The 2,058-nt window shown below is 58.9% G+C and carries 3 protein-coding genes and 2 pseudogenes; 2 read left to right on the plus strand and 3 right to left on the minus strand.

Annotated features, from left to right (window positions below):
• A pseudogene (locus ACMX3H_RS18880) lies at positions 1-218 on the minus strand (IS21 family transposase); the annotation flags it as partial.
• A 100-nt stretch (positions 219-318) separates the two neighbouring features.
• On the opposite strand from ACMX3H_RS18880, the pseudogene ACMX3H_RS18885 reads away from it, so the two are divergent.
• Positions 319-663: pseudogene (locus tag ACMX3H_RS18885) on the plus strand (vitamin B12 ABC transporter substrate-binding protein BtuF); the annotation flags it as partial.
• Positions 660-1,280, plus strand: a complete 621-nt coding sequence (locus ACMX3H_RS18890; protein WP_415211875.1) for a TRIC cation channel family protein — start codon at positions 660-662, stop codon at positions 1,278-1,280. The pseudogene ACMX3H_RS18885 and the gene ACMX3H_RS18890, both read left to right, overlap by 4 nt.
• Before the next feature lie 108 nt (positions 1,281-1,388).
• On the opposite strand, the gene erpA is transcribed toward ACMX3H_RS18890, so the two are convergent.
• Both erpA and ACMX3H_RS18900 read right to left on the minus strand, forming a co-directional pair.
• On the minus strand, positions 1,389-1,733 hold the full coding sequence (gene erpA, locus ACMX3H_RS18895) for an iron-sulfur cluster insertion protein ErpA (RefSeq protein WP_415211873.1): 345 nt from the start codon (positions 1,731-1,733) through the stop codon (positions 1,389-1,391).
• 82 nt (positions 1,734-1,815) lie between these two features.
• The gene (locus ACMX3H_RS18900) at positions 1,816-1,995 is read right to left on the minus strand and encodes a hypothetical protein (RefSeq protein ID WP_415211874.1); all 180 of its coding nucleotides are present in this window, start codon (positions 1,993-1,995) and stop codon (positions 1,816-1,818) included.
• Positions 1,996-2,058 lie beyond the last annotated feature (63 nt).

The raw sequence follows: 2,058 nt of genomic DNA on the forward strand, positions 1-2,058 counted from the left end.
TGCCGGGATAGAGCAGGCGGTCGAGGTCGACGGGGGACAGTTCCGCCGGCAATGGCCAGACCAGGTTAGCTACCGTGAATCGGCCGAGGATATCGTGCACTGTGGTACAGCCGATGCCGAGCGCTGCTGCGATTCGAGCGACGATGCTCAAATTTCATGCGTAATACATTGATATAGATGCACATTTCTGTTCTCGCGTTCTTCTTTTTACGTGCCATGCCATACCCCCGGAAGCTAAAAGTCTCCAGAGTATGGCGGAACAGAAGATGAGCGGTCGGACAGAATCGGAATCGCTGATCGGGCGTGACCGGAACCAGCAAGTTTGGCCGCCGGCCGCTGTTTACCGCCGGCGGCGCGGCGCTGCAAAACCAGATCCTCGCCCTATGCGGTGGGCGCAATATTTTCGCCGCAAGCCCGGTCCCCTGGCCGCAGGTGAGCCGCGAGCAGGTGCTGATACGGTATCCCCAGGTCATTATCGCGCCGGGCGACGCCACCGCCGCCCGCCAGGTGAGCGATTTTTGGCGGCCGCAGTTAACGGTGCAGGTGATTGCCCTCAACGAAGACAGCTTCACCCGTCCGGGACCGCGTATCCTATTGGCGGCGCGGCAGCTTTGCGCTCAGCTGGCGCAAATCCGTTCCGCCCTTCCGGTTGAGGCGCACTGATGCTCTATTGGCTCGATATTCTTGGTACGGCGGTGTTTGCCATTTCCGGCGTCCTGCTGGCCGGCAAACTCCGGATGGATCCGTTCGGTGTGCTGGTGCTCGGCGTGGTGACCGCGGTTGGCGGCGGCACGATCAGCGATATGGCGCTGGCTAACGGACCGGTATTCTGGGTGAGCGATCCCACCGATTTGGTGGTGGCGATTATCACCTGTTTCGTCACCCTCCTGACCATCGGCCAGACGCGCCAGCCGCCGAAATGGATCCTGCCGGTGCTTGATGCCATCGGACTGGCGGTGTTTGTCGGTATCGGCGTCAATAAAGCGTTCGCCCGCGGCGCCGTACCGCTCATTGCGGTGTGTATGGGGGTGATTACCGGCGTGGGCGGCGGCATGCTGCGGGATGTGCTGGCGCGGGAGATCCCGCTTATCCTGCGCACCGAGATTTACGCCACCGCCTGCATCTCCGGCGGTATTGCACACACCGTGACCTACAGCGAGTGGCATTTCACCCTCAAGCACGCCGCCATGCTGGGAATGGCGACGACGCTGCTTATCCGGCTGGCGGCCATCCGCTGGCATCTAAAGCTGCCGGTGTTTGAATTTCATAACCGCGACTAGCGCGGACCGCCGCGCCGCCGCAATCGGCGTAGGCCGTTTTGCGGGCATAAAAAACCGGTACGCGCAGCGTCCCGGTCTTGATGTCGTGCCGGCTTAACGCGCGGCGCGCTAGATGCTGAATGATGACCCGCAGCCGCAGGTGGTTTTGGCGTTGGGATTGGTGACGATAAAACGCGACCCTTCCAGCCCTTCGCTGTAATCCACCGACCCACCCACCAGGTATTGCAGGCTCATGTGGTCGACCACCAGCGCCACACTCTGTTTCTCGATGGTGAAGTCGTCTTCGTTCACTTTATCGTCAAAGGTGAAACCATACTGGAAGCCGCTGCAGCCGCCGCCGGTGATATAGACCCGCAATTTCAGATTCGGATTATCTTCGTCCGCGATAAGGTTTTTGACCTTGCTTGCCGCTGAATCGGTAAACTGTAATGGCAATGCTGCCGTCTCACTCATAATTCTACTCCCGGGCCATCGTCGGGCTGAAGGCATGTCAACCCGATCGTTAAGACTATTATCCGTTACGCATCGTTTACGTTCAAGTATCGCGCATCGGGGAAATCGCGTTTGTTCCCGTGTGCGCTTGCTTGGCATGATTTTCCTGCTCCTGGCGCTGCAAAGTGTGGGCCAACATGGAGGAATAAAGGTAAGCGCCCCGTGGAGGACGTCTTGAATTATTGGTGGGTTTGTTGTATGGCCCGGTAAGAATATGTTCCACTACGATGCCTAGTGAACCCGCATCCTATAAGGGACGGCTGTCAGATCATGGATAATCCGGCGA

This window comes from Sodalis sp. (in: enterobacteria) (assembly GCF_047607725.1).
Taxonomy (GTDB): Bacteria; Pseudomonadota; Gammaproteobacteria; order Enterobacterales; family Enterobacteriaceae; genus JBLKSS01.

Bases quoted from the DNA above. Each gene is read 5' to 3' on its own strand.
- erpA (WP_415211873.1), bottom strand. From the start codon at position 1,733: ATGAGTGAGACGGCAGCATTGCCATTACAGTTTACCGATTCAGCGGCA.